Annotated in this window: 18 protein-coding genes; 5 read left to right on the top strand and 13 right to left on the bottom strand. The window is 37.7% G+C overall.

The window, feature by feature from the left end; genetic code table 11:
* The coding region (locus ABP870_RS04950; RefSeq protein WP_350014361.1) for an IS3 family transposase at positions 1-722 on the top strand (722 nt) is incomplete at its 5' end.
* Between the two features lie 197 nt (positions 723-919).
* On the opposite strand, the gene arfA is transcribed toward ABP870_RS04950, so the two are convergent.
* From arfA to ABP870_RS04920, 6 genes are all read right to left on the bottom strand, one after another.
* Positions 920-2428 (bottom strand): arabinosylfuranosidase ArfA, encoded by a 1509-nt coding sequence (arfA, locus tag ABP870_RS04945; protein WP_449340570.1) that lies wholly within the window; start codon positions 2426-2428, stop codon positions 920-922.
* A gap of 31 nt (positions 2429-2459) precedes the next feature.
* Positions 2460-3413 (bottom strand): glycoside hydrolase family 43 protein, encoded by a 954-nt coding sequence (locus ABP870_RS04940; protein ID WP_350014360.1) that lies wholly within the window; start codon positions 3411-3413, stop codon positions 2460-2462.
* A 28-nt stretch (positions 3414-3441) separates the two neighbouring features.
* Positions 3442-4005: a DUF624 domain-containing protein gene (locus tag ABP870_RS04935; protein ID WP_350014359.1), complete on the bottom strand. Its 564-nt coding sequence runs from the start codon at positions 4003-4005 to the stop codon at positions 3442-3444.
* 2 nt (positions 4006-4007) lie between these two features.
* The gene (locus tag ABP870_RS04930; protein WP_350014358.1) at positions 4008-4832 is read right to left on the bottom strand and encodes a carbohydrate ABC transporter permease; all 825 of its coding nucleotides are present in this window, start codon (positions 4830-4832) and stop codon (positions 4008-4010) included.
* Entirely contained in the window at positions 4833-5741 is a 909-nt protein-coding gene (locus ABP870_RS04925) for a carbohydrate ABC transporter permease (protein ID WP_350014357.1), read from the bottom strand.
* Between the two features lie 70 nt (positions 5742-5811).
* Complete coding sequence (locus ABP870_RS04920) at positions 5812-7086, bottom strand: ABC transporter substrate-binding protein (protein ID WP_350014356.1); 1275 nt, start codon at positions 7084-7086, stop codon at positions 5812-5814.
* Between the two features lie 299 nt (positions 7087-7385).
* Here ABP870_RS04920 and ABP870_RS04915 point away from each other — a divergent pair, with 299 nt between their 5' ends.
* The 3 genes from ABP870_RS04915 (at position 7386) to ABP870_RS04905 (ending at position 10391) form a co-directional block, all read left to right on the top strand.
* Positions 7386-8276 (top strand): ArsR/SmtB family transcription factor, encoded by an 891-nt coding sequence (locus ABP870_RS04915; RefSeq protein ID WP_350014355.1) that lies wholly within the window; start codon positions 7386-7388, stop codon positions 8274-8276.
* Positions 8277-8506: 230 nt separating this feature from the next.
* On the top strand, positions 8507-9205 hold the full coding sequence (gene dapD, locus ABP870_RS04910) for a 2,3,4,5-tetrahydropyridine-2,6-dicarboxylate N-acetyltransferase (protein WP_350014354.1): 699 nt from the start codon (positions 8507-8509) through the stop codon (positions 9203-9205).
* 55 nt (positions 9206-9260) lie between these two features.
* Positions 9261-10391: an N-acetyldiaminopimelate deacetylase gene (locus ABP870_RS04905; RefSeq protein WP_350014353.1), complete on the top strand. Its 1131-nt coding sequence runs from the start codon at positions 9261-9263 to the stop codon at positions 10389-10391.
* A gap of 50 nt (positions 10392-10441) precedes the next feature.
* Here ABP870_RS04905 and spx read toward each other — a convergent pair whose 3' ends face one another.
* The 3 genes from spx to ABP870_RS04890 form a co-directional block, all read right to left on the bottom strand.
* Positions 10442-10840, bottom strand: coding sequence for a transcriptional regulator Spx (gene spx, locus ABP870_RS04900; RefSeq protein ID WP_026217660.1), 399 nt, complete (start codon positions 10838-10840; stop codon positions 10442-10444).
* A 329-nt stretch (positions 10841-11169) separates the two neighbouring features.
* A complete protein-coding gene (recA, locus tag ABP870_RS04895) occupies positions 11170-12312 on the bottom strand; it encodes a recombinase RecA (RefSeq protein ID WP_350014352.1) in 1143 nt (380 codons plus the stop codon).
* Positions 12313-12460: 148 nt separating this feature from the next.
* Entirely contained in the window at positions 12461-13717 is a 1257-nt protein-coding gene (locus tag ABP870_RS04890; RefSeq protein ID WP_350014351.1) for a competence/damage-inducible protein A, read from the bottom strand.
* A 140-nt stretch (positions 13718-13857) separates the two neighbouring features.
* On the opposite strand from ABP870_RS04890, the gene ABP870_RS04885 reads away from it, so the two are divergent.
* Positions 13858-15780 carry an ABC transporter ATP-binding protein/permease gene (locus ABP870_RS04885; RefSeq protein WP_350014350.1) on the top strand — a complete coding sequence of 641 codons (1923 nt, stop codon included), beginning with the start codon at positions 13858-13860 and terminating at the stop codon, positions 15778-15780.
* Positions 15781-15988: 208 nt separating this feature from the next.
* On the opposite strand, the gene ABP870_RS04880 is transcribed toward ABP870_RS04885, so the two are convergent.
* The 4 genes from ABP870_RS04880 to mutL all read right to left on the bottom strand — a co-directional run bounded on the left by ABP870_RS04880 (position 15989) and on the right by mutL (position 20788).
* Positions 15989-16540 carry a DNA-3-methyladenine glycosylase I gene (locus tag ABP870_RS04880; RefSeq protein WP_350014349.1) on the bottom strand — a complete coding sequence of 184 codons (552 nt, stop codon included), beginning with the start codon at positions 16538-16540 and terminating at the stop codon, positions 15989-15991.
* A gap of 406 nt (positions 16541-16946) precedes the next feature.
* The gene (gene ruvA / locus ABP870_RS04875) at positions 16947-17540 is read right to left on the bottom strand and encodes a Holliday junction branch migration protein RuvA (protein ID WP_350014348.1); all 594 of its coding nucleotides are present in this window, start codon (positions 17538-17540) and stop codon (positions 16947-16949) included.
* A 9-nt stretch (positions 17541-17549) separates the two neighbouring features.
* Positions 17550-18773, bottom strand: a complete 1224-nt coding sequence (locus ABP870_RS04870; RefSeq protein WP_350014347.1) for an MDR family MFS transporter — start codon at positions 18771-18773, stop codon at positions 17550-17552.
* A gap of 38 nt (positions 18774-18811) precedes the next feature.
* Positions 18812-20788: a DNA mismatch repair endonuclease MutL gene (gene mutL / locus ABP870_RS04865; protein WP_350014346.1), complete on the bottom strand. Its 1977-nt coding sequence runs from the start codon at positions 20786-20788 to the stop codon at positions 18812-18814.
* Positions 20789-20825 lie beyond the last annotated feature (37 nt).

Raw genomic sequence — 20825 nt, 5'->3', positions numbered from 1 at the left:
TATCGGAAACTGAGCTTGAAGAAATGGTTAAACGGATTTTCCTTGAGAGCAAATCTAGATACGGTGCTCGAAAAATCAAGAAATGTCTGGAAACAGAAAGGTTCGTCTTGTCTCGTCGTCGCATTCGTCGGATAATGAAGCGATTGAATCTCGTATCTGTTTACCAGCAGACTAGCTTCAAGCCGTGTTCTAAAGGGAAAAATGAAGCACCCATTCCAAATCTCTTAGACAGGCAATTCAACCAAGAAAGACCACTTGAAGCGATTGTAACTGACTTGACTTATGTTCGTGTTGGTAAGCGCTGGGCTTATGTTTGCTTGATAATAGACCTCTATAATCGTGAAATTATTGGTCTGTCAGTCGGTTGGCAGAAGACTGCAGAGCTCGTAAAGCAAGCTATTCAGAGTATCCCTTATGCACTAACCAAGGTCAATCTTTTCCATTCTGATCGTGGCAAGGAGTTTGATAATCAGCTGATTGATGAGGTGTTAGGAGCATTCGGTATCACCCGGTCACTTAGTCAAGCAGGATGTCCTTATGACAATGCCGTAGCTGAGAGCACCTATCGCTCCTTCAAACTGGAGTTTATTAATCAAGAAATCTTTCATTCACTTGAAGAGCTAAATCTTAAAACCAAGGACTACGTCCACTGGTGGAATCATCATCGCATTCACGGCAGTTTCAACTATCAAACACCCATGGCTAGGCGAGTTATCGCTTAACAAAAAACACTTTATAAATTTTGTACAGAAAAGGGTTGCCTTTTCAAAGATTATTACGTCCTGAACCAATCTTATTAAGCTCTACACCATTATAGAACAACAGTTCCTTGTAAAATTGTCATGATTAAACAAGTGCTAATTCTAGGAGTAATAAATATTTAAATCAACTCACTTTATCTTTCAATAGCTAACTCATACTACCTCAATGCAACTCTAACAACATTCCACGATAATGGTGCCAAATCTAAAATAAGACAATTATCTTCAAAGCGATAATTAGTAACAACTTTAGGCTTGATACTATCATCTGTCACACTATTTGCAGCCTTAATATCATGACCAGCCATTTGTGTTGCTTCAATCACTGAATCCATTACTAACCCCAAACTATCAACTGTAAGTTCCAATTTTTCTTTGGAACGATTAACCGCAAAAATAGTAACTTCTTTCTCGTCCTCACTCAGCACAGAAATCGTTTCTACATAAGGCACTTTCTCATACTGCTCTGTTTGATAACTATCTGATTGCACTAATGGTGTTAGGACTGTTCCTCGCCCATACTTGGCAGCTTGCATAAATGGATAGAAAATCGTTTGACGCCATGCTGCACTAGTATTATCATCTTGCTCAGTAAAAATAGGAGCAATCACATTAACTAATTGTGCTAAACAAGCAATTTTGACACGATCAGAATGTTTTAACAACGTAATAAGTAAGGTCCCCAGTACCAATACATCTTCAAAATTATACTTATCTTCTAGTTGTGGTGGAGCAATAAACCAAGGCTTAATTTGTTTATCTTGTTCATTTGAATGGTACCAAATATTCCACTCGTCAAAAGATAAATTTATTTGTTTCTTACTGTGTTTTTTAGCTTTAATGGCGTCACACATTGCAACTACACCCTTGATAAATTCATCCATATCTAGAGAGCAGGCAAGATATTCTTCAAGGTTATTAGCGTAGTTACCATAGTATTGATGCAATGAAAGGTAATCAACATATTCATAAGTATGGTCTAAAACTGTCAATTCCCAATCTCCAAAAGTAGGCATTTGACTGTTAGAACTACCACAGACAACTAGTTCGATCGACTCATCAACAAGTTTCATCGCTTTTGCAGTTTCTTTAGCTAATCGACCGTACTCTTCAGCGGTTTTATGGCCTATTTGCCACGGACCATCCATTTCATTACCGATACACCATGTTTTAAAACTAAACGGTTCTTTACGACCATTTTCAATCCTTTTATCACTCCAATAGGTTCCACCTTCAAAATTACAATACTCTACTAATTTACGAGCTTCATCAATCCCTCTTGTTCCCATGTTAACGGCCATATTAACATCAACACCAACTTCATCAGCCCATTGAGCAAACTCGTGAATTCCTACCTGATTTGTTTCAATTGCACGCCAAGCTAAGTCTGTACGCTTAGGTCGCTGATCTCTCGGACCAATACCATCCTCCCAATTGTACCCTGACAAAAAGTTTCCTCCAGGATACCTCACCAAGGTTATCCCTAACTCTTTGACGAGTTCTTTGACATCTTCTCGAAATCCATTAGCATCACTACTCTTATGATTCGGTTGATATATTCCTCCATATACAGCACGACCCATATGTTCAATAAAGGATCCAAAAATACGTTTATCTACGGTTGAAACAACCATATCTTTAACAAGTTTTATATTTGCTTTATGCACTACTCTAACCTCCAAGAACTTTAAAATACATTTAATATCTAGGTTCCCCAAACACAGGAAAACCTTCCTCATCCCAAGTAAACACTTGTGCGTGTGCATGACGGTTCGGATTATCCAACGGATCTCCGAATTTATTTTTTTCAGGTCTAGCATGATAAACTAATACATCTTCTTTATCATCTTCTGACCTAGTAAAAGAATTGTGCCCCGGACCATAAAGACTATTTTTTTCTGACGATTGGAAAACTGGCTCTTTAAATTTATGCCAAGAATAACCATTTAATAAGTCTGAATCAGCATCCGCCCACAACAAACCCATTGCGTAATTTTCATCTGTTGCACTACCAGAATATGTTATGAAGACTTTATTATTTTTTATAATTACCGCTGGCCCTTCATTAACCCAAAAGCCTATTTTCTCCCAATCAAATTCTGGGATACTAAGTAGCTTTTGGACACCTTTCAAAGTCCAAGGATTTTTCATCTTAGAAATATAAAGATTAGAATTACCAGGAATTCTAGGATCTAGCTGTGCCCACACGTAATATAACTCACCATTCAATTCAAAGACAGTTGCATCTAGGCTAAAACTTTCAAACTGTGTTTGAACTTGACCTTTCTCAACCCAATCCGTATTCATTGGATCTTCATTGCTATTTTCAATAACAAACATTCTATGATGATGGTGCTCATTTCTGATTTCAGAATGATCACTTGCCGCAAAGTATATATACCACTTCCCTTGGATAAAATGAATTTCTGGAGCCCATATCAGCTCACTCATTACTCCCGTATCATGAGCGTGCCATACTGATAGAATTTCAGCATTATTTTCCAAGTCATTCAACCTCTTAGCCCGACGAAGCTCAATGGATTGATAACCAGGAACAGATCCTGTAAAATAGTAATATCCATCCGTGTGTTTATAAACCCATGGATCTGCTCTTTCCCTAACTATCCGATTTTTATACCTTAAAACATTCATAAATTCCTCCTCATTATTTCTACAATCATTAAATGGTTAGTTTTGAATTTAAATACACTAAATAGAGGTAAATTGGTACCAGAACAAGAAACAAATGTGGTAACTTAAAACCTACTATCACTAAACCAATGGTTAAAATGATAAAAATTACATTCGAAAAAAAATATAAAACACAATTATTAGTTGCCTTTACAAAGATATTAAATGAAATTTTATCATTCACTGAAGCCAGCAATATAAACTGATATAAAAACGAAGTAGCTACAATAATAGAAAATACTATCACTCCCAAAAAGAATGAATTTTCTGATATTACCCCCTCTATACGATTAATAATAAACATCACATACAGTAACACCAAGATATTCAACAATGTTAATTTCAAAAAATGTTTTTTAAATCCTCTAAAAAAATGATAAATGATATTTCCTGTTGTTTCTGTTTTCCAGATCTGGAACGTTCTAAATACCGCATTTAAACTGCTAAATATTGTAACTAGAGGCAAACTAACAAGCGACCACAATAAACCAATTAAAATATAATCAGAAATTTTAATTAGTTGACTGTACCATTTTGATTCCACTATTTTCATAATTATTCCTTAAGCCCTGACATCACTGTACCTTGCACAAAATATTTTTGTGCAAAAATATAAACAATTAACAGCGGTAACATTGAAACAACCGTACCTGCCATTACTGGTCCATAAAATGAAATATTTTGTCCACTAAATAACGCCAATCCGGACGGTAGAGTTCTCATACTTGAATTAGAAGTCAGAATCAACGGATATAACAAATCATTCCAACTATTCATCAAAGTAAAAATTCCTAATGATAACATTGTTGGTTTGCTTAGTGGCAACATAATTTGAGTAAAGATTTTAATCTCATTTAACCCATCAACTCGGGCAGCTTCTTCTAAATCTTTCGGGATAGTAATAAAGAAAGATCTCATCATGAATATACCAAAGGCAGTCGTCATTCTAGGTATGATTAATCCGGGATAAGTATCAATCATATTTAAAGCATTTACTTCAAGAAATAGGGGAATCATAAACACTTGGAAAGGAATCATCATCGTTAACAATACAAAATAAAACAAGATATTCTTTCCTTTAAAATTCATTCTTGCGAATGCATACCCTGCCAACGAATCAAAAAAGACTGACGTGATAACAACTCCACCAGCAAATATCGCCGTATTTTTTATATAGTTTAACAAAGGAATCGCTGTCCATACTTTCACATAGTTTTCAAAAGTATATTTATCAGCAAAGAAACGTGGAGGATAAGCAATAATGTCTTTTTCAAACTTAAAAGACGAGACAATCAACCACAGAAATGGAAAAGCTATCAAAAATACAACAACAAGCATAATAATATTATTAATGACTTGTTCTCTTTTTTTCTTTTTCATCTACCTCATCTCTCTTTCTTTTTTACTGATAAATAAATTCATAGAAACAGCAAGTATAGCAATGATTACAAATAAAACTGTTGAAATTGCCGAAGCATACCCCAATTCATATGGTGCTGAAAAGCCTCTAGAATAAATATATTGTACCGCCGTTTCAGTTTTGTATTGTGGTCCACCACCTGTTGCAACATAAACTTGGTCAAATACCTGCATTGATCCAATTAAGTTCGTTAATAAACAAAAACCAAGTGATGGAACAATTTGAGGAATCGTAATATTAAAAAATTGTTGTCTCTTAGTTGCACCATCAATTTCCGCTGACTCATAGAGAGAAGGTGATATCCCATGGATCGCTGTTAATAAAATCGTCATTGTAACACCGAAATTTTTCCAAACCGTCATCGTTGCTACTGTCGGCATCGCTAAAACAGGATCTCTAAAGAATTGTGGGGCAGCCATTCCAATTTTTGTAAATAAATAAGGTATCGCACCAATATTAGGATCCAACAGCATAGAAAAGATAATTGCGATTGACGTTAAAGAACAAATTACTGGAATATAAAACATTGACCTGCAAATTTTATTAAATTTCGTATTTCTAGACAATAATACCGCAAACAACAGACCAACAATAACTTGTGCAGGTGTTTCCAACAATGTAAAATAAACGGAATGCCACAAGGCATTAATTGCCCTTTTATCAGAAAACAATCTAATATAATTATCAAAATTGACAAATTCAGTATTCGTAAAGAAGATATTAATATTTGTAAACCCCAATACAAATGTACCAACTAAAGGAACAATAATAAATAACGATAATATTAACAATGATGGTAATAAAAATAAATACGCAGCGTTACTAGGCTGATTCCAATAATGTCCTAAACGCTTAATTCTATCCGTCATATAGACACTCCTATATCCAAAACGTTTTTAATTACAAAGGGTAGTTTTTCAACCACCCCTCCTACCTATATTATTTGGCTAATAAATTATTGATCTTCTTATCAGCTTCTTTCATTAATTTTTCTGCATCTTCTCCAGCGAGTAGACGTTCAATTAATGGGTTCATAATGTCATTATTAATTGTAGGTAACTTATCAAATCCAGGTAAAAATGGTTTTGCAAATTCCATTTGTTTTGACAACTCTGAAACAATTGGATCTTTAACAATTTCCGAATCTTTAGCAACAGAATTCAAATAGGCTGGGAACCCGTTACGTGTGCTCCATTCTTTCCCAATTTCAGTTGTATTCCAGTATTTCAAGAACTCATAAATGGCTTCTTTTTTGCTCTCGTCAGTACTTACAGGAATCGCATAGCCAACACCTTCCAAAATGGCTGATTGTTTGTCTGAACCTTTGGCTTGTGGAATTGTTGTAACACCATAATTAATTTCATTTGCCTTCAACCCATTATTCAACCAAGGACCATTTAATTCAATAGCTAATTGTCCAGCATTCATAACATTGTCCATTTCAGCTCCTGAAATAGATTCAGGACCTGCTTTATCGGTATGGATCATTTTTTGAATTGCCTTGAGAGTTTTTAAATTTTCTTTAGAAGCAAATTCTGATTTTGTATAATCATCATTAACAAGCTTGCCACCATTTGCTAACATCCAATTATACAATGGAGCTGTCCCATCTTTGTTAAAAATAAAACCCGATATATTTTTCCCCTGGTTAGCAAGTTTTGGGCTGACTTTTGCTAAGTCTTCCCAAGTACGCGGTGGATTATTTTCATCCATGCCAGCATCTTTAAAGATATCTTTATTCCAAAACATGTACATTCCTTGAACTTGCATTGGAATAAAGTATTGTTTACCATCAACTTTTCCTAGATTTACCGCAGTGTCAATGAAATCAGCTTTTTTAACGCCATCATATTCCCAAAAATCATCTAATGGTTGCACTACACCATTTTTAACGTATTGCGCAAAATCCGAGAAGTTCAAAGCTACAAAGTCTGGTGCTGACTTAGCGGCAATAGCAGTTGGTAACTTTTCATTAACATTCGCCCATGTCATAACATCCATGTCAATGGTAATATTTTCATCGTTTTCTTTATTAAAGCGGTCTACAATTTCTTGTAAAATTTCTCCATCTGAAGCTGTAAAACCATTCCAAAATGTTAATTCCACTGCCTTATTTTTACTATTACCAGATTTACCTTTATCACTACCACATGCCGCTAACGTTAAGGCGCTCAATACAATCATTGAACATAAAGCAATTTTTTTTAATTTCATTTTCTCCTCCAAAAAGTTTGAGTAAAAGTAGCAACAGTTATCAATATGAAATGAAACGAGTTTAATTTTCCTCCTTTTTTAAATTTATATTTTTGTTTAACATAAACATTGTTAAGCGCTTACATTTTTGTTTTTATTATATATTTAAAAAAATGATTTGTCAATATGTTAATTAAAAATAATTATTAATTATTTTATTAATAAAATAATTAATTTAAAGAGGTTATTTTATTTTTGCTTTTAAAAAATTTATATTTTTGTTAATATAAGTGTGTATTCTAACTTTTGGAGGAGCCTCAATGCAAATTGAAATTAACGATGAAGCCTTACCAATCTATGAAGCTCTGGCAAGTAAAGTACGATTAGAAATTATAAATTTACTGGCTGTTAAACGTAGAAATATTAAGGAAATTGCTCAAGAATTAAACTTAAGTAGTGCGATTATCACACAGCACATCAAGAAATTAGAGAAAGCTCAAATAATAAAAACAACTCGTGTGGGCCATCAAAAAATTGCATCACTTAAGCTTGAAAAAATCGAAATTAACTTTCCAAAGCAAATTTTTTCTGCTTTAGATACTATGGAATCTTCTATTCCCGTTGGTCACTACACCAATTTTTCAGTAAAACCAACCTGTGGTCTGGCTACCTATGATGACTTTATCGGCAAGGTTGACACCCCAAAATTTTTCATGGATCCAGCACGAATGGATGCTCAAATATTATGGTTCGCTGAAGGATTTATCGAATATCAATCCCCTAATTTCTTAACTCCGGAACACAAATTAAAAATGCTTGAAATTTCTTTAGAAATTTCATCAGAGTTCCCCTTTTCAAACGATAATTGGCCTTCTGATATTACATTTACCCTAAATAATACTGAACTAGGTTCTTGGACGAGTCCAGGAGATTTCGCTGATGTCAGAGGGAAGTATACACCTGATTGGTTTCCTGATAATGTCAACCAATATGGTCTATTAAAAACAATCAGAATAACTAGCCACGGCACTTATATGGATGGTGAACCAATATCAGATATCACTATTGATGATATTGATTCTGAGTCTGATATGTGGAAATTAAAGTTTGAAGTCAAAGAAGATGCGATTAATAAAGGAGGGTGTACGATTTTCGGGAAACATTTTGGCAATTACGATCAAGATATCAAAATTAAATTATTTTATAGCTAATCGATTTACAATGAGAGTTTTATGTCACTGGTACAAAACTACTATTCACAAATTTTCTGAAAATTTGTTATAATATATACCATCAACTTAATTTTTGAAGAAAGTGGGTGTTTGGTTAGGTTTGTCTAAATCTTGCCATAGTTAATTGATTAGGAACACTACGAGTGGCTTTACTCTGGGTTACTACCTCGTTGATTTTCTGGCTAACCAAACACTCTTAGGAGATTAGAATGACCGCTCAAAAAATGACTGCTCAAGAAATTATTGCTTACATTGGTAATGCTGAGAAAAAAACTAATGTTAAGGTAACTTATGCTGGACAGGTAGCTGCTGACATCCCTGCTTCAGTCATCCAACTCAGCAATGTTCTGTTCGGAGATTGGAAAGATATCGAACCACTCCTTGAAGGAATGACAGAAAACGTCGACTACGTTGTCGAGCAAGATGGTCGTAATTCCGCAGTTCCTCTTTTAGACAAGCGTCAAATCAATGCTCGCATCGAGCCGGGAGCTATTATCCGTGACCAAGTTACTATTGAAGATAATGCTGTCGTTATGATGGGAGCCATCATCAATATTGGTGCTGAAATCGGTGCTGGTACAATGATTGATATGGGTGCTATCCTTGGAGGACGTGCAACAGTTGGTAAAAATAGCCATATTGGCGCCGGAGCTGTCCTAGCAGGTGTGATCGAACCAGCTTCTGCTCAACCTGTTCGTGTGGGAGATAATGTTCTTATTGGGGCCAATGCTGTTGTTATCGAAGGGGTTCAAATCGGGAATGGAGCCGTTGTTGCAGCTGGTGCTATTGTCACAGAAGATGTCCCAGAAAACGTTGTGGTAGCTGGTGTTCCAGCTCGTGTGATCAAACAAATTGATGCCAAAACCCAACAAAAAACAGCCTTAGAAGAGGCTCTACGTAACCTTTAAAACATAAAAAGGCTGAGCCATGCTCAGCTTTTATCACAACTAGGAAAGAATGATTATGGCTTTAGATTTAATCCAAATTAGACGAGACCTTCATCAAATCCCTGAAATCGGCTTAGAAGAATTCAAAACACAATCTTACCTCCTCGAAAGAATTGCAGAATTGACCCAAGATAAACCCTTTGTCAAGCAAAAAACTTGGCGCACAGGAATCCTTGTTTTTGTTGAAGGCTATGCTGCTCAAAGAACGATTGGTTGGCGAACGGATATAGACGGACTTCCCATCAGTGAAGAAACTGGACTTGATTTTACTAGCCAGCATGCCGAACGCATGCATGCTTGTGGTCATGATATGCATATGACTATCGCCCTAGGACTTCTCGAAAAATTGACACAGCTACAACCTAAGGAAAACATACTTTTTCTCTTTCAACCTGCCGAAGAAAATTTAGCCGGTGGTATGCTCATGTATGAAGACGGAGCCTTCGGAGAATGGGAACCCGATGAATTTTACGGCCTTCATGTTCGTCCAGATATGAAAGTTGGTGATATTGCGACCAATACTGGAACCCTTTTTGCTGGAACGTGTGAAGTCAAAGTAACCTTTAAAGGTAAAGGAGGGCATGCAGCTTTCCCTCATCAGTCAAACGATGCCCTAGTAGCGGCGGCTTATTTTATTACTCAAGTTCAAACAGTCGTCAGTCGTAACGTCGATCCGATTGAGGGTGGGGTGGTTACCTTTGGAGCTATGCAGGCTGGTACCACAAACAATGTTATTTCAGAGACGGCTTTCATGCATGGAACGATTCGAGCACTGACTCAAGAGATGAATCTCCATATTCAAAAGCGTATCAAAACCATTGCAGAAGGTGTCGCTGCTAGTTTTGATATGGAGGTTGAGGTCGTGCTAAATCCTAGTGGCTATCTTCCTGTAGAAAATAAGCCAGATTTAGCACATCAGCTGATGAACTTTTTTCAAGAACAAGCCAATGTTAATCTGATTAACTGTCTTCCTGCAATGACAGGTGAAGATTTTGGTTACCTGCTAAACAAAATTCCAGGTGTTATGTTTTGGCTAGGTATTGACACGCCCTACCCTTTACACCATGCTAAGATGAATCCTAGTGAAGAAGCTCTCGCTTTCGGTGTTAATCATATCTCAGCATTTTTGAAATATAAATCTTGTTAGTCCAAAAAATGCTTAGCTGTGGTCAGCTAAGCATTTTTTCCTGTTATGTCTTATAACGCTGCACGCAAACGAGCCTGTTCATTCTCAACATTACGAATATTACGAGGCAAGAAGGCACGAATATCATCTTCCTTGTAACCCACCTGAAGACGCTTATCATCAATTAAAATTGGGCTCTTAAGAATACGTGGATTTTCTTGAATCAAATCAATTACTTGACTGAGACTAAGTTCATCAATATCGCAGTTCAAAGCTTTAGCATAGCGATTTTTTGAAGAGACAATACTCTCAATTCCGTTTTCAGTTTTAGCCAAAATAGCTAAAATTTCTTCTTTGGTAAGTGTTTCTTTTCCTAAATTCTGTTCTTTATAAGGGAGCTTGTGCGCATTGAGCCAAGTTTTTGCTTTTTTACAGCTCGTGCAGCTTGAGATGGTATAAATTTTAATCATGTACATTCTCACTTTCTATCCCATGATAGTTACATTATAGCACGAGCGCGTTTTCAAAGATATAGGTCTTGGGACCTATTTTTGTTTTTGTCAAGTATTTACCTGAAAAGCAGCACAAAAACTTAAACTTTTCTTAAAGTAAAGAGGCAGGAAAACATTCCCACCTCCTCTATTTAAACGCATTCGCTTAAAACTGTGAACGAAGCAGAGTAATACTATCAAACTGCTAGATTTTAAGGATTTATAACTCCTAACGTATCAATACATTAGGCAACACTCTTCACTTACTTTTGATTCCTATAGTTGTTGGAACACAATCGATAGTTCTTTTACTCTTCAATCTCAATACTACTATCAAGATCGAGAACCAACTCATCTGCTTCAGCTGGTGTTTCATCTTGTTCTTGAACAGCTTCAGCTTGGTCACCTTCGATCATACCATAGTGAACACGCACTTTTTGGTCGATCTCATCAAAGATGGCTGGATTTTCCGCCAGGAACTTCTTAGCATTTTCAGACCCTTGACCAATCTTTTCACCGTTATAAGAGAACCATGCGCCGGCTTTTTGGATAATATCTAAGTCACTAGCAATCTTAACCAATTCACCCGTCCTAGAAATCCCTTCACCGTACATAATATCTACAAAAGCTTCTTTAAACGGCGGTGCAACCTTATTTTTAACAACCTTAATTTTAGTTTCCTTACCAACATTTTGATCTTTCTTATCACCAGTTCCTTTAATTTGAGTATTACCTCGAACATCCAAACGAACAGATGAGTAGAATTTAAGAGCACGTCCGCCAGGTGTTGTTTCAGGATTACCAAACATTACCCCAACTTTTTCGCGCAATTGGTTGATAAAAATAGCAATTGTTTTAGTCTTGTTGATAGAGGCTGATAATTTACGCATGGCTTGACTCATCATACGCGCTTGCAAACCAACGTGGCTATCACCGATATCACCATCAATTTCCGCACGGGGCACTAAAGCAGCAACCGAGTCGACAACCACTAAGTCAACCGCACCTGAGTCGATCAATTTACCAGCGATTTCAAGACCTTGCTCACCTGAATCTGGTTGAGACAAGAGCAGTTCATCAATATTAACACCAAGGGCCTGAGCATAAGCGGGATCCAAGGCATGTTCGGCATCGATGAAGGCAGCAATCCCACCTTCTTTTTGAGCTTGAGCAACGGCATGAAGCGCTACAGTTGTTTTACCAGAACTCTCCGGTCCATAGATTTCAATGATACGTCCTTTAGGGTAACCACCGGCACCAAGAGCAATATCAAGTGCCAATGACCCTGAGCTCATGACCTGAACTTTTTGTTCAGCACGTTCACCCAGCTTCATGATAGCTCCCTTACCGAAATCCTTTTCGATATTTTTTAGAGCATCATCAAGTGCCTTTTGACGTTCGTCCCCAAACTTTTTAGAAATGGTATCTAGTTTTTTTTGTTTTTTAGCCAAAATAGTCTCCTATGTTCTTAAATAAAACTAACGTTCAACAACTATCACCGTTAGTCATACAATAATCTCACCCTGATATTTCCACAAGTTATCCACAGAAATACCCAAAGTATCAACCCCTCTATTATACCAAATTAAGTGGATATAATCATGCTAGCAATACTTGTCGAACCATATTTAGAGCGTGTAAGACCGCAATATAGCGAATATCTAAACGACTACGACCACCAATATGAACTTTTTTAACAGAAACACCTGCTTCGCTAGCTAGTCCAATAAATACCGTGCCGACTGGTTGCCCTTCAAGTTCATCAGGACCCGCTACTCCAGTTAGAGAAATAGCCAAATCAGCCCCAACTTTTTCACGCACTGAATGAGCCATAGCTTTTGCTGTAAACTCACTGACAACACCATGCCTTGATAAATCGTCTTGGGAAATCCCCAACATTGCTGACTTTTGTTCCAAACTATAGGTCACAAAACCACCCTTGAAAATCGAAGATACCCCTTGAAAATCAGCAATCGTCGATTGAAAAAGACCTGCTGTCAAGCTTTCTGCTGCCGTAATGGACTTTCCAGAATCCTTCAGCAACTCAACCGTCACTTGGGCTAAGGAATTGCCTTCGCCATAACCATACAAATGATTTCTTAATGGTAAACCATCCAAACCTTGTCTCGCTAAGAGTTGTGCCTCTAGTACGTCCAACTTAGTATCTGCAGACTTCTGATCTTTAGCCTTGGTTGATAGTCGCAAGGTCACTTCACCAACTTTTGCATAGGGAGCAAGAGTAGGATCAGTTTGCTGCTCAATCATATCTGCTAAAACCGTCACCAACTGGCTCTCACCAATACCAAAGAAACGAAGCACACGAGAGTAAAGCTGCTCACCGCTAGTTGATAAGAGTGGCACCAAACCATCTTGCACCATAGGTTTCAGCTCACTTGGAGGACCAGGTAAGACAACATAAGTCACACCATCAACACCCAGCACACCACCCACAGCAAGTCCTGTAATATTTTGAATAGGGGTTGATCCTTCAATCATCTGCGCTTGACGCTCGTTATTAGGAGTACGGCTGTATTTAGGACGTGATGCGAAGAACTGATTTAATTTGTGATTGGCTATCTCGTCAAAAACCAAGTCTCTCTTCAAATACTTAGCTAAGGTTTGCTTGGTTAAATCATCCTCTGTTGGTCCCAAGCCACCACATAGGATAATCAAATCACTGCGTTTACTTGCCAAATCAATGACCGATAGAAGTCTCTCTTCATTATCTCCTACAGCTGTTTGATAGTAAACATCAATCCCGATTTCGGCCATTTTTTCCGATAAGTATTGCGCATTAGTGTTAACAATTTGTCCAGTTAAGATTTCTGTTCCGACTGCAATTATTTCTGCTTTCATTTACCCACCTACTTTACTATTCGAAAACTTGTTTACATTTTAGCACAAATTCTGAAAAATTATTTTTTATATTGGATTACTGAATTTTTCTGAAAATTAAGTTACACTAGTAAGCAGTTAAAAATCGTTTTGGAGAAGTTATGTCTATTTTAGAATTACAAAATATCCACAAGTCTTACTACTTAGCAAAAGAAGCATTTCCCGTCCTTAAAGGCATCGACCTAAGCTTTGACCAAGGAGATTTCGTATCCGTTCTTGGCGAATCGGGTGGCGGTAAATCTACTCTCATGAATATCATCGGTGGCTTAGATCGTGCCTATGATGGTGATGTGATTGTCAATGGGCAACGTCAAAAAGATAAAAAAGAAAAGTCAATGGACAATTACCGTCGTGATACCATTGGGTTTATCTTTCAATCATTTAACCTTGTCAATTACCTCACTGTCCTAGGCAATGTCATGACCAGTCTTCAGATGACCCAATTAAGTCATAAAGAACAGGTTAAAAGAGCGGAAAAACTGCTCAAACAAGTTGGACTTTATGAGCATCGCAAGAAAAAGCCTGCTCAACTCTCTGGAGGGCAAAAACAGCGTGTTGCTATCGCACGCGCTTTAGCCAGCGACCCTGATATCATCATTGCTGATGAACCAACTGGAGCTTTGGATAGCCAAAACACCAAGGAAGTTCTCAACTTGTTACAAGGAATTGCCAAAAGCGGAAAAACGGTGATCGTTGTGACCCACTCACAAGAAGTTGCTGACGCTGGATCAAGGATTGTCCGCCTAGCTGATGGTCGTGTGACGGGTGATGAACGTCTTCGCCAACCTTTCAACCAATCTGTCAGCCCTAAAGATTTTGAGGCTCGTCCCCTCAAATCTAGAGATATTTGGAAAATGGCTTTCGCCCACTTTCGAAATGCTTGGAAGCAAAACCTGATGATTACCACCGGCACTGCCATCGGTCTCTTTGCTGTTATGTTTTTCCTAGGCCTAGGCAATGGTGCGACCAACTACATGAACCACTTCATTGATGGGATTGCCAACCCAAAAGCTTTCCAAGTTTTTAAACCTGATCAAACTAGTATGAATGAGCAAGATACTTCTGATGTCGCTAAGATTAAGCACATCACCAAAGTAGAAAAGGGCTACATGTCGCCTGCCTTTCAAGTAACTCTTAAAGGTCAGGAGACCAATCCTAAACCTCAGCCTAGTCAAACAGATCAAGATGGACCAAATAACCTCATTACTAAAAATGCTACCTTATTAGCCGATAGCATCTCTAATAAGAAATATCCTAAAACTGGGCAAATCGTCCTATCTGAAACACAAGCCAAAGCCCTTGTCGGTAAGACATTTGAAAAAATCGTCGGTAAAACGGTCACTCTAACCCTTCCACTAGGACAAGACAAGGTAATCACAAAAGACTTGATTGTCTCAGGAACTAGCACCAGCTATAATATGGTTAACTTCAAAGACATACAAAACGCAGCAGCTGAGGAGAAAATTGAGCTAGAGCCTAATTTTATAACAGCCTCTGTCGATGATTTAAACAACACCAAGACTGCTCAAAAGGCCGTTCGTCACCTTAAAAGCAATGGTCAACGCCGTTTCCGTGTGGCTAGTATTGGGGATATTTTAGATAGTATTGTTCAGGTGACTTACATTGTGAGTGTCGTGCTAGCTCTGATTGCGGGGATTTCACTGTTAGTCAGCATTCTTATGATTGTTGCCACTACCTATATGAGCGTTTCTGAGCGAACTAAGGAAATTGGTGTTCTTCGAGCCATGGGAGCTCGTCGCAAAGATATCCGTCATCTCTTTGTCAATGAAAGTTTATTATTGGGTATTTCAGCTAATATCCTAGCTATTATCACAGCCTTTCTAGCACAATTTGCTGTTAACCAGTTGGTCTACAATACTATTGAGTTTGACATTATTCAAATGTCACTCCTGTCAATCATCATTACCGTTATTATCGGTCTCTTAATCGCCCTGATTGCCAGCATCGCACCAGCTAGCAAAGCCGCTCGCCTTAACCCAATTGAAGCGCTAGCTGCAGAATAAACAAGCATCTAGGATAAAAAAGGTAGATTTTGAAATGCTTTACCACCTATACCTGGTCAGTTGATAAGACTATAAAAAGGAACAATCGTAGTTTTTTTTCTGGTGAAGAGAATGCTACGGTTGTTCCTTTTTTATGTTTTGGGTCAGACGCTTATCTTAGATATATTTGGTTGCTTGACTGTTTTATAAAGACCTTATCACCTAAGCATTATTTAAACTCACAGTCATTCTCATGGTCATTGACTAAGCCAGCTGCCTGCAAGAAGGATTGAACAGCAACAGGACCGACAAATTTAAAACCGGCTTTTTTCAGTTCCTTAGACACTGTTTCTGAGAGGCCTGTCTTAGCAGGTACTTGGCGATAATCAGCGACATCATGTCTTTTAGTTTCTTCACTAACGAAGGACCAGATATAGCTATCAAAGGAGCCATACTTTTTTTGAATCCTTAAAAAAGCTTGCGCATTGGTTCTAGTCGCATACAGTTTCAGACGGTGACGAATAATCGCAGGATTCGCCAAGAGCTCATCCAATTCTTCATCTGTCATCATTGCTACTTTATCCACATCATAATGATAGAAAGCTTCACGAAAAGCTTGACGTTTGTTAAGAACAATCTCCCATGATAAGCCAGCCTGGTAAGTTTCCAAGCACAACAGTTCAAACAAAGCTTGTTCCTTATGAAGAGGCTTCCCCCACTCCTCATCGTGGTAAGCCACATAAAGTGGATTAGATTCCTTGACCCAAGAACAACGTTTCATGTGAAACCTCCTCTGATTTTTCTATCCGCGTAAACCTAATAGAGTACTCCTCGGATAGCTAAGGACTACCAATCATAAGTCACATCATACGATGGGAATAAGTTACACTAAACAGTTTTAGCATGAAACTTATACTTGCAAAATTCAGAAATAGCAGCACCATAATGTTATGACAAAATAACTCATTCCTCTCTATCTAAACTCGATTGTACACAGAGGCTGGGGTGCTGCTATTTTTGATTTTGAATGAGTATTAACGCCATTTTACTTCTAGCCCTAGCTAGGACGAAATGATCTGACAGAGTCATTAAGCTCACGCTACAAAGCGAGTAAAAGGAAAAATCTTTTAAGATACAAGTGACTTTATCAGATTTCCTACTGTCACTGCTGCTTTTTCCTTCACAGCCTATTTCATCAACATTTTCAAAGCTGATTTGATATATTGCTCTGCGGTTTCATTGGTTCCCTCAAAGAAGGCCTTAATTTTCTTGAGTTCACTGGCTTTATAACCTAAGGCCAGAAGAGCTTCCATTGCTTCGTCCAACTGTTCATTTGTCGCAACGGTTTTCGTTTTCGGTGCCTTGCCATTTTCCATTGGAGCATCGACAAATTTACCGGCTAAATCAAGAATCATTTGTTGAGCTGTCTTCTTACCGATTTTAGGGAATTTCATTAAATACTTGATGTCACTATTATCAATAGCCTTAACCAATCCTTCATTATCGTCCACAGCCACAATTGCAAGTGCTGTCATTGGTCCAATACCCGATACTGAAATTAATTTAAGAAAGACATCTTTTTCTTCATCCGAGTGGAAGCCAAACAAAAGATGAGCATCTTCTCTGACCACATGATGCAAGTAAATCTGGACATCTTGATTGACACTCTCTGAAAATGAGTAGGGATTAGCAACATAGATGATGTAGCCCAAGCCACTAGCTTCTACCACGATAAACTTTGCGGTAATTTTTGTCAATTTTCCTTTAATATAGTCGTACATGATTTCTCCTTAAGAAAGATGGTGCAACTTAGCTGAATGCACCATAAGATAAAGTCCCAATGAAGCTATAATGATAAAGGTCAGCTGAACTCCTAGTGTCCCTGTAAATTCACTGAGAGATACCATAGCGCCAGCAATAATAATTCCCAAAGGTTGGGAAATAGCCAAAAAACCTGAGTAAGAGCCGATCTTGTTCTCATTCATCATATTGACTCGAAGAACCTGACTTGCTGGTATATAAATGATCTCTCCTAACGTATAGACTACAGCAGCTAACATGATTGGAATAAGCGTTTTAAAGGTTAAGGCTGCAAAAATCCCCGTTGCAAAAATGCCTCCCCCTAAAACGATTTGAGTCAATAAGGACATCTTTTCTGTTAAACGATTGATGCTCGTCATCAAAAGGACAATCATGATCGTATTAATAAACAAAGCTAGACTAAGTAATTTAGGCCCGCTAATCGTTATCCCAAATAAATCTGTTTCTTGATAAAAAGTCTTATAATGGATAGGGATATAGTTGTCCACTTGTCCCCACACAGCTGCAAAGAGAATAGTACCTAAAGTATAGAGCATAAAGACTTTGTCTTTAGCGACCTCGCTATAATTACGAAAAGTCGCCAAAACACCACGTCCGTGAATAAAAGAAAAGTCTTTAGGGCGAGTTTCTTCAAATTTCCAGCACATAATAACATAAGAAAAAGCTGCCATAAGGGTCATAACAAGAAGCAATTCAAAAAAGTGATGGTCATAAAAAGCTCCAGCTATGCCAGCACCCATCATAACCGCAACGTTGATTAACCAGTAATTGATGGTGTAAACAAAACGCCGATTTTCTTCAGTGGTCAAGTCAATTAGCATGGCCTCATAAGCAGGGTGAGCAAAATTAGAAGCCACCTCAACTGTAAAAATGCCAATGAAAGTTACGGCCGGTTGAACTTGTCCAGGTAAGTTAGCAAATGTTGTCAGAACATAACCTATGAAAACACCAAAATTTCCCAAATCGGTCACTTTTTTACGTCCTAAAGAATCTGAAAGATGACCTCCATAGAGGGTAGCCACAAAACTAACAATTTGCGTCACAATAACTAGTAAACCCGTAATAAAAGCACCAAAGTAGTGGACATAGTACATTGACATAAAAGGAAAAATAGCACTTCCCAAAATGATGGAGAGAAACCGTAATTCCTCACGCCATTGCAATTGTTTCGGCAAGGTAAAAAATTTCCTCATAATACCTCCTTTACAATTAAGTTGACAACGTTGTCAACTTAATATTTCCCTAAATCTCGTAAACTGGTATGATTTTCTTGAATCCTTCTAAACATTTTTTCCATATCAGATGATGAAAAATTGATTAAAACTGGACGTCCATGCGGACAGTTATAGGGATTCTGACACTTAGATAATTGGTAAATCAAATTGCGAGCAGAATAGTCATCAATGATATGATTAGCCTTAATAGATCGTTTACAACTCATCATAATGGCTAGCTCTGCACGATATTTTTTAATCGAAACTTCGTTTGTCAAAAGAAGCATGTCACACATTTCATAGACACCCGATTCAATCTCTTCCTCCTTCATCCAAATAGGATGTTCACGCAGAATAAAAGTATTATCCCCATAGGCCTCTAGATAGATCCCTACTTGATTTAACAAGGGCATCTTCTCTTGTAAATTCAAGAAATCAGCGGATGAGAATTCAAATAGATAAGGGACTAAAAGCTGCTGTAATGAGCTATCAACATCCCCAATTTTATCACGATAATACTCATACTTAACGCGTTCTTGGGCCGCATGTTGGTCAATGATATAAAGGCCTCCCTTGCCCTGCGCAAATAGATAAGTTCCATGCATCTGACCAAAGTAATCCAATTCTGGAAAAGTCGAGGTTTCTTCATTTTCCAAATGATCAATCATGCGATTAATTTTTGATTTATTTTGAAAATCAAGACTACCGTGCTCTTCACTATTAAGAAGATTTTTATCTCTTTCGGCAAATTTTATATTTGGTGACACCTTGACATCTTGATTGACATTGTTGTCAACTTCATTGACAGAACTATCAACCTCAGTGATGTTTTCTGTTTTTTCAAATTGGACTGGCTCTTCCAAAACGTTAGGTCTTTCAATAAAGTCCTGCTTGTCAGTATCGTAATAGATATTGGATTGCTTTAAGGACAAGCTGGTTTGTATAGGTTTTTCTCCTGTTCGAGTAGCAGACTTAGCTAAATTTTCTAAGGCATCTGGAATTAAATCTTGTTCTTGAAGTGATTCCTTGATAGCTGTGCTAATCAAGGTCATCAATTCACGCTCTTTTGAAATACGGACTTCTTGCTTAGTTGGATGAACATTGACGTCAGCTAAGTAAGGATCGATTTGAATATCAATCACTGCAATTGGAAAACGACCAACCATCAACTTAGAGCCATAACCATCTAGAATAGCACGATTTAGTAAAAAATTTTTAATGTAACGACCATTTATCAAGAGTGTGATGTAATTACGATTGGCACGAGTTAATTCAGGCAAACTGACATATCCGGATACTTCAAAATCTAAATCAGCTGTGGAGATTTCTACCATTTTTTTAGCTGTGTTAAGTCCATAAATACCAGCAATAGCTTGTCTCAAATCGCCTGTTCCTGCTGTTTGAGTTACCTGACGTCCATCACTGGTTAAGGTAAAAGCAATATCAGGATGGGCTAAACTCAAACGGTTTACAATATCAACAATATGAGCCAGTTCGGATTGTAAACTTTTAAGGTATTTGAGTCGAGCAGGGGTATTGTAAAAGAGATTTTCAACAGAAACCTTAGTTCCTGAGGGGCGTGAAATAGTCTCTATTGACTCAATCTGACCTCCTTTAGCAAACAAAACGGCTCCAACCGACGCATCCTCGCTTGCCGTTTCCACGGTCAGATATGAGATAGAGGCAATAGATGGCAAGGCTTCACCACGAAAACCTAGTGTTCGGATACGGAATAAATCTGCTTGGTTTTTGATTTTACTAGTGGCATGGCGCTGTAAACTTAATTCCAAATCATCACGGCTCATTCCAATGCCATTATCAGTAATCACCATTTTTTGTAAACCAGATTCTTCAATGTCAATACTGATTTGATTGGCTTTCGCATCGATAGCATTTTCCACCAGTTCTTTCACAACACTAGCCGGGCGTTCAATGACTTCTCCGGCAGCAATCTGATTGGCTAAGATTTCGGGTAATTCAATAATTCTACTCATACTGACCTCGCTTTATGTTGCTAACTATTATAACACA

It is taken from the genome of Streptococcus jiangjianxini, assembly GCF_040225085.1.
Lineage (GTDB): Bacteria > Bacillota > Bacilli > Lactobacillales > Streptococcaceae > Streptococcus > Streptococcus jiangjianxini.
Note: the sequence above shows the minus strand (reverse complement) of the source record. Positions and strands in the feature narration are given on the sequence as shown.

Bases quoted from the DNA above. Each gene is read 5' to 3' on its own strand.
- ABP870_RS04890 (WP_350014351.1), bottom strand. From the start codon at position 13,717: ATGAAAGCAGAAATAATTGCAGTCGGAACAGAAATCTTAACTGGACAA.
- ABP870_RS04880 (WP_350014349.1), bottom strand. From the start codon at position 16,540: ATGAAACGTTGTTCTTGGGTCAAGGAATCTAATCCACTTTATGTGGCT.
- spx (WP_026217660.1), bottom strand. From the start codon at position 10,840: ATGATTAAAATTTATACCATCTCAAGCTGCACGAGCTGTAAAAAAGCA.
- ruvA (WP_350014348.1), bottom strand. From the start codon at position 17,540: ATGTACGACTATATTAAAGGAAAATTGACAAAAATTACCGCAAAGTTT.
- ABP870_RS04935 (WP_350014359.1), bottom strand. From the start codon at position 4,005: ATGAAAATAGTGGAATCAAAATGGTACAGTCAACTAATTAAAATTTCT.
- ABP870_RS04940 (WP_350014360.1), bottom strand. From the start codon at position 3,413: ATGAATGTTTTAAGGTATAAAAATCGGATAGTTAGGGAAAGAGCAGAT.
- ABP870_RS04885 (WP_350014350.1), top strand. From the start codon at position 13,858: ATGTCTATTTTAGAATTACAAAATATCCACAAGTCTTACTACTTAGCA.
- ABP870_RS04930 (WP_350014358.1), bottom strand. From the start codon at position 4,832: ATGAAAAAGAAAAAAAGAGAACAAGTCATTAATAATATTATTATGCTT.
- ABP870_RS04870 (WP_350014347.1), bottom strand. From the start codon at position 18,773: ATGAGGAAATTTTTTACCTTGCCGAAACAATTGCAATGGCGTGAGGAA.
- dapD (WP_350014354.1), top strand. From the start codon at position 8,507: ATGACCGCTCAAAAAATGACTGCTCAAGAAATTATTGCTTACATTGGT.
- ABP870_RS04925 (WP_350014357.1), bottom strand. From the start codon at position 5,741: ATGACGGATAGAATTAAGCGTTTAGGACATTATTGGAATCAGCCTAGT.
- ABP870_RS04905 (WP_350014353.1), top strand. From the start codon at position 9,261: ATGGCTTTAGATTTAATCCAAATTAGACGAGACCTTCATCAAATCCCT.
- ABP870_RS04920 (WP_350014356.1), bottom strand. From the start codon at position 7,086: ATGAAATTAAAAAAAATTGCTTTATGTTCAATGATTGTATTGAGCGCC.
- mutL (WP_350014346.1), bottom strand. From the start codon at position 20,788: ATGAGTAGAATTATTGAATTACCCGAAATCTTAGCCAATCAGATTGCT.
- ABP870_RS04915 (WP_350014355.1), top strand. From the start codon at position 7,386: ATGCAAATTGAAATTAACGATGAAGCCTTACCAATCTATGAAGCTCTG.